5 protein-coding genes are annotated in these 6,039 nt (G+C 71.4%); all 5 read left to right on the top strand.

The window, feature by feature from the left end; all coding sequences use genetic code 11:
* Positions 1-353, top strand: a 353-nt coding sequence (locus I4Q55_RS42875; protein WP_206796396.1) for a cytochrome ubiquinol oxidase subunit I, incomplete at its 5' end; no start/stop codon positions are given.
* Positions 354-370: 17 nt separating this feature from the next.
* Entirely contained in the window at positions 371-1,390 is a 1,020-nt protein-coding gene (gene cydB, locus I4Q55_RS42870; RefSeq protein WP_206796395.1) for a cytochrome d ubiquinol oxidase subunit II, read from the top strand.
* Positions 1,387-4,752, top strand: coding sequence for a thiol reductant ABC exporter subunit CydD (gene cydD, locus I4Q55_RS42865; protein ID WP_206796394.1), 3,366 nt, complete (start codon positions 1,387-1,389; stop codon positions 4,750-4,752). Before cydB ends, cydD begins: the two co-directional genes overlap by 4 nt.
* A gap of 266 nt (positions 4,753-5,018) precedes the next feature.
* Positions 5,019-5,828, top strand: a complete 810-nt coding sequence (locus I4Q55_RS42860; protein WP_206796393.1) for a hypothetical protein — start codon at positions 5,019-5,021, stop codon at positions 5,826-5,828.
* Positions 5,825-6,025: a hypothetical protein gene (locus I4Q55_RS42855; RefSeq protein WP_206796392.1), complete on the top strand. Its 201-nt coding sequence runs from the start codon at positions 5,825-5,827 to the stop codon at positions 6,023-6,025. Before I4Q55_RS42860 ends, I4Q55_RS42855 begins: the two co-directional genes overlap by 4 nt.
* Positions 6,026-6,039 lie beyond the last annotated feature (14 nt).

The following is a 6,039-nucleotide window of genomic DNA, read 5'->3' as shown; positions in this document are numbered from 1 at the left end:
TGTGGTTGTTCCGCCGCGGCCGCACGCCGCGCGCCCGCTGGTTCTTCCCCGTCGCGACCGCCGGGATCGCGCTGCCGTTCCTGGCCAACAGCGTCGGCTGGATCTTCACCGAAATGGGCCGCCAGCCGTGGTCGGTGTTCGGCGTGCTCAAGACCGCCGACTCGGTGTCGCCCACGGTTTCCGCGGGCAGTGTGCTGACGTCGCTGATCGTGTTCACGCTGCTCTACGGCGTGCTCGCGGTCGTCGACGGCGTCCTGATGGTCCGCTACGCCAAAGCCGGTCCCCCACCCCCCGAGGCACCGGCGGACGAGACCGAGTCCGATGAGCCGCGCCCCGCGGCCTTCGCCTACTGAGACGCCGGAGACCCGTCATGGCCCTCACCGACATCTGGTTCCTGCTCATCGCGGTCCTCTGGACCGGCTACTTCGTCCTCGAAGGCTTCGACTTCGGCGTCGGCACGCTGCTGCGCGTCCTCGGCCACGACGACACCGACCGCCGCGTGCTGATCAACACGATCGGCCCGGTCTGGGACGGCAACGAAGTCTGGCTGCTCGTCGCCGGCGGCGCCACCTTCGCCGCCTTCCCCCTCTGGTACTCCAGCCTCTTCTCCGGCTTCTACCTCGCCCTGCTGCTCGTCCTCGTCGCCCTCATCCTGCGCGGAGTCGCGTTCGAGTTCCGCGGCAAGATCGACAACCCCCGCTGGCGCACCACCTGGGACTGGATCATCGTCTTCGGCTCCGCCGCCCCCGCCCTGCTCTGGGGCGTCGCCTTCGGCAACATCGTCCACGGCGTCCCCCTCGACGCGCAGCACCACTTCACCGGCACCTTCCTCACCCTGCTCAACCCCTACGCCCTGCTCGGCGGCCTGGCCACCCTCAGCCTCTTCACCTTCCACGGCGCGGTCTTCCTCACCCTCAAAACCACCGGGGAAATCCGCGGCCGGGCCCGCACCCTGGCCCGCGCCCTGGGCGGAACGGCGATCGTGTTCGGCGGTGTCTTCCTCACCTATACCGCCATCGAGCACGGCGGCTGGGCGTGGCTGTCCTCGGCCGTAGCCGCGCTGCTGCTCGTCGCCGCGGTGCTGTTCACCGCCGGCGAGCGAGACGGGTACGCCTTCACCAGCACCGCCGCCGCGATCATCGCGGTCACCTTCACGCTGTTCTGGTCGCTGTACCCGGACGTGCTGCCCTCGACGACCGACCCGGCGTTCAGCCTGACCACCACTAACGCGTCCTCGACGCCGTACACGCTGCAGATCATGACCTGGGTCGCGGTCGTGTTCACCCCGATCGTGCTGGCCTACCAGGCGTGGACGTACTGGGTGTTCCGCAAGCGGATCAGCCGCGCGTCGATCCCCGCCGACGGCGGCCTGCCCGCGGGCCGCCGGTGAAGCCCCTCGACCCGCGGCTGCTGCGCCACGCGAGCGCGGTCCGGCCGTTCGTCCTCGCCTGCGCCGCGCTGGGCGTGCTCACCGCGATGCTGGTGCTCGCCCAGGCGGAGCTGCTGGCGAAGACGATCACCTGGGCGTTCCTCGACGGCTTCGGTCTCCTGAGCCTGGCGCTGCCGCTGGGCCTGCTCGTGCTCGTCGTGTTCGCTCGAGCCGGCCTCGCGTGGCTGTCGGAAACGACAGCCCACCGCGCCGCCGCCCGAGCCCTCGCCCAGCTGCGGGAGACGGTCGTCGCGGCCGCGCTGCGGATCGGGCCGCGCCGGGCGGACCGATCCCCCGCAGAGGTGGCGGCCCTGGCCACGCACGGGGTCGACCGCCTGGAGGGCTACTTCGCGCGGTACCTGCCGCAGCTGCTGATCGCGGCGGTCGTCCCACTGGTGGTGGGGGTGCGGATCCTGCTCGCCGACTGGGTCGCCGCGGTCATCGTCGGATTCACGGTGCCGCTGATCCCGATCTTCATGATCCTCATCGGCCTCTACACCCAGCGGGACGTCCAGCGGCAGTGGAAGACGCTTTCGGTGTTGGGCAATCACTTCCTCGACCTGGTGGCCGGGCTTGCCGAGCTGACGGCGTTCGGCCGGGCGCGGGCCCAGCTCCGGTCGCTGCGGGAGATCACCGAGAAGTACCGCACCCAGACCTTGAAGACGCTGCGCGTCGCGTTCCTGTCCGCACTGGCCCTGGAGCTGCTGGCTACGCTCTCGGTCGCGGTCGTCGCCGTCTCGGTCGGGCTGCGCCTGCTGGCCGGAGAGCTCGACCTGCAGACCGCGCTCGTCGTGCTCATCCTCGCGCCCGAGGTCTACCTGCCGCTGCGGGCGGTCGGCGCCCGGTTCCACGACAGCGCCGAAGGGCTCGCCGCGGCCGAAGAGATCATCGCGCTGGCCGACACGTTGTCCGACGACACCGGCACTCACACGGTCCCTGACCTCACCCGCGTCGCTCTGCGCTGCGAAGACGTCACGGTCGAGGGGCGGTCCGGGCCGATCCTCGACCGGTTCAGCTTTCAAGTCCCGGCCGGGGAGATCGTCGGCGTGACCGGGCCGAGCGGCGCGGGGAAGTCCACGCTGCTCGACATCCTGCTCGGCTGGCGGCGTCCCGACCGCGGCCGGGTCCTGCTCGGGGACGTGGATCTCGCCGGCATCGGCCGCGCCACCTGGCACCGGCACCTCGCCTGGGTCCCGCAGCAACCGCACCTCGTCGCCGGGACCGTGGCGGAGAACATCCGGCTCGGCTCCCCCGACGCCACCGACGACGCCGTGGCCGCGGCGGCCGACACCGCGGCACTCGACGTCCCGCTCTCCACGGTGATCGGCGAGCTGGGCGCCGGGCTGTCGACCGGGCAGCGCCGCCGCGTCGCACTGGCCCGCGCGGTGCTGCTCGACCGGCCGCTGATCCTGCTCGACGAACCCACCGAGGGCGTCGACGCGGAGACCGAGGCCGCCATCCTCGACCGGCTACCAAAGGTCCTCGCAGGCCGGACCGCCGTCGTCATCAGCCACCACCCCGCGGTGCTGGCCCGGTGCGACCGAGTGGTCACCCTCGGCGCGCCGCGCACCGGGACCGCCACGTTGCCGGCACCCGCCGTCGCCCCCACGGCGACTCGCACTGCGGTGGCCGCACCGGATGCCGAAGCGGCCGCCGCGGCGGGATCGGGCTCGACGTGGCGGCCGCTGCTGGACGCCGTGCGCCCCTACCGGTGGCGCCTCGCGCTGGCGTGCCTCGCCGCGACCGCCGCCCTGGGCTGCGGGGTGGCGCTGACCGCGACGTCGTCGTGGCTGATCGCCAGCGCCGCGCTGCACCCGCCGGTGCTGAGCCTCATGGTGGCGATCGTCGCCGTACGCACTTTCGGACTGGCCAAGGGGATCCTGCGCTACCTCGAGCGTCTGCTGTCCCACGACGTTGCCCTGCGCGCGCTCACCGAACTGCGCGTGCGGATCTGGGACCGGCTGGTCCGGATCGGCCCGGCCCGCACGGCCCGGCTGCGCCGCGGCGACCTGCTGCACCGGCTGGTGTCCGATGTGGACAGCCAGCAGGACGTCCTGGTCCGCGGCCTGGTCCCGGGTGTGTCGACGTTCGTGGTGTTGTCGGCGACCGCGGTCACCCTCGGGGTGATCCTGCCGGGCGCCGGGCTCGCGGCCGCCGTGGGCCTGTTCGCGGCCGGCGTTCTCGCCCCGCTGGTCGCGGCGGTGACGGCCCGCCGGGCGCAGCGCGAAACCGCCCGGCTACGGACCGAGCTCGCCGCGGGCACGGTCGAGCTGCTCCAAGCGTCGGCCGACCTGATCGTCCACGACGCGGCGGTGCGCCGGCACCACCGGCTGCGGGAACTCGACGCCGGACTGACCGCCCTCGCTCGCCGGTCCGCGATCCGGCGCGGGCTCGGCTCGGGGATCGCGACGCTCGGCGTCGGCCTGACCTCCATCGCCTGCCTCGTGCTGGGCATCCTGGCCGTGCGCGCGGGCACCATCCCCGGGCCGGCCCTGGCCGTGCTGGCGCTGACGCCGCTCGCGACCGCCGAACTGGTGGCCGGCTTGCCGGAAGCGGCGCAACGCCTCTTGGGCGCCGGGCACGCCGCGTGCCGACTCGCCGACCTCGACGCCGTCCAGGACTCGGAGCCCGAGCCCGTGATCCCCGCGCCCGCCGCGGCGGAGCTGGCGGCCGAGCACCTCGCCGTCCGCTGGCCGAGCAGCCACCACGACGCCGTCCGAGACGTCACCTTGCGGCTCGGCCCCGGCCGGCGGCTCGCGCTGACCGGCCGGTCCGGTGCGGGCAAGAGCACGGTGATCGCGGCGCTGATGCGCTACCTCACCCCGACGGCCGGCCACGTCCTGCTCGACGACGTCGACACCCGCACCTACGACGGCGACTCGGTGCGGGAGCAGATCGCCTGGTGCGGACCGGAAACGCACCTGTTCGACAGCACGCTGCGGGAAAACCTCCGCCTGGCCCGGCCCGCTGCCGCCGACGCCGAGCTTCGGGCCGCCCTGGACCTGGCGCAGCTGGGCCCGTGGCTGCATGCGCTGCCCGACGGCCTCGACACCGCGTTGGGCACCCACGGAACCGCGGTGTCGGGCGGCGAACGCCAGCGCATCGGGGTGGCCCGCGCGCTGCTGTCGGACCGTCCGATCCTGCTGCTCGACGAACCGACGGCCCATCTGGACGCCCCAACGGCGGCGGCTTTGGCGGCCGACGTGCTGACGGCAACGGACGGCCGCTCGACGCTGGTGGTCACCCACCGGCCGGCGGAGTTCGCAAAGCTGCCGACGATCGCACTGCGCCCATCAAGCCACGCGGAGGCTGCTTGCAACTGAGAGTAACCATCGGAAGCTGTCCGCGATCGGTAGTGGAAAGCACCCATTTGGCCCGGTTGCAGCGCCCCGGCACCGCCAAGGCTGCGGCTCCGCACTCCGAGACCATCGAGCTGGATTGCGCCATCCCTGAGTCCTACGCATGGATGTTGCAGTGGAGCTAGCAGCAGAAGTTTCAGCGGTACTCTCATACCTACCGCTACTCCGGCTCAATTCCGATTGGCAACTCTGTTGCTATCATGCTGGGGCATCTGCCGTAATAGACCACCATGAAGACCTCGAAGAAGCCTGTGGCGCTCCGGCAGAAGCCGGAGGCGACCGGGCTCGACGCTCGCGCGAGGTTGCTCGACCGCAACAAGCGCCCGATCGTGCCGCTGAGGCATGCCTTCGTCCAACGCCCGCAAGGGCACTCCCCTCGTCACGGACCGCTCAAGACTTTCGTCAGGAACGGGGACCTACGGGGTCTCCGCGCTTACCTGACGATCGTCGGCGCAAGCGGCGGAACCCGGGACGGCGCATGGACGACCCAGCTCGACAGCCTGGTGTGGGCCCGCTTGTTCGACGCGGAAGCGACGGCGACGCAGCTGGCCGCGAGAACTGCCGCGTGGCGAACGCTTGACCGGCTGGAGCAACGCGGTCTGATCACCAAGAACCGGACCGAGCGGGGCGCGCGGCGCATCGAAGTGACCCTGCTTCGCGAGGATGCCAGCGGAGAGCCATACACCAGGCCGGACGGTCAAGACGAGAGTGATCGCTTCCTCCGGATCCCGACCGCCTTCTGGAAGAACGATCTTGACGCGAAGATCACGCTTCCCGGGCTGGCAATGCTGCTCGTCGTGGCCAAGGAGAAGCCGTGGTCGGCGTATCCGCCCGATCGCATGGAGGAGTGGTACGGGTGGTCCGCTGACACCACGCAACGCGGCTTGAAGGCGTTGCTCGACCATGACCTGGTCGAACGCCGGGAGACTTACACGCCCGCACCGCTTTCGCCAACTGGATCAACCCTCATGTACCAGTACCGGCTGGTCAAATGGATGCGCCCGCCAGCCGGCTCGCGCCCGGAAGGGAACACGAAATGACGCACACGGGTGCGGTCCTCGCCTTGATCACGATCGCGGTGCTGATCGGCGTGATCGCCGCGCTGATCACGGGATTCGTCAGGTGGCTCGAGACACGGAAGATCTCGAGCGGTGTCCTGGCCGGCGGGGGCGCCTTCCTCGCGGTCACCGCCGCCGTGGTTACGATCTTCAGCACCGCCGGGCTCATGAGCGCTTAGCGGAAGTCCGGAAG

Origin of the sequence: Amycolatopsis sp. MtRt-6, from assembly GCF_017308975.1 — a bacterium.
In the GTDB taxonomy this organism is placed as follows: Bacteria; Actinomycetota; Actinomycetes; order Mycobacteriales; family Pseudonocardiaceae; genus Amycolatopsis.
Note: the sequence above shows the minus strand (reverse complement) of the source record. Positions and strands in the feature narration are given on the sequence as shown.

Excerpts from the sequence above, each read along its gene's own strand:
- cydB (WP_206796395.1), top strand. The coding sequence starts at position 371 with ATGGCCCTCACCGACATCTGGTTCCTGCTCATCGCGGTCCTCTGGACC.
- I4Q55_RS42855 (WP_206796392.1), top strand. The coding sequence starts at position 5,825 with ATGACGCACACGGGTGCGGTCCTCGCCTTGATCACGATCGCGGTGCTG.
- I4Q55_RS42860 (WP_206796393.1), top strand. The coding sequence starts at position 5,019 with ATGAAGACCTCGAAGAAGCCTGTGGCGCTCCGGCAGAAGCCGGAGGCG.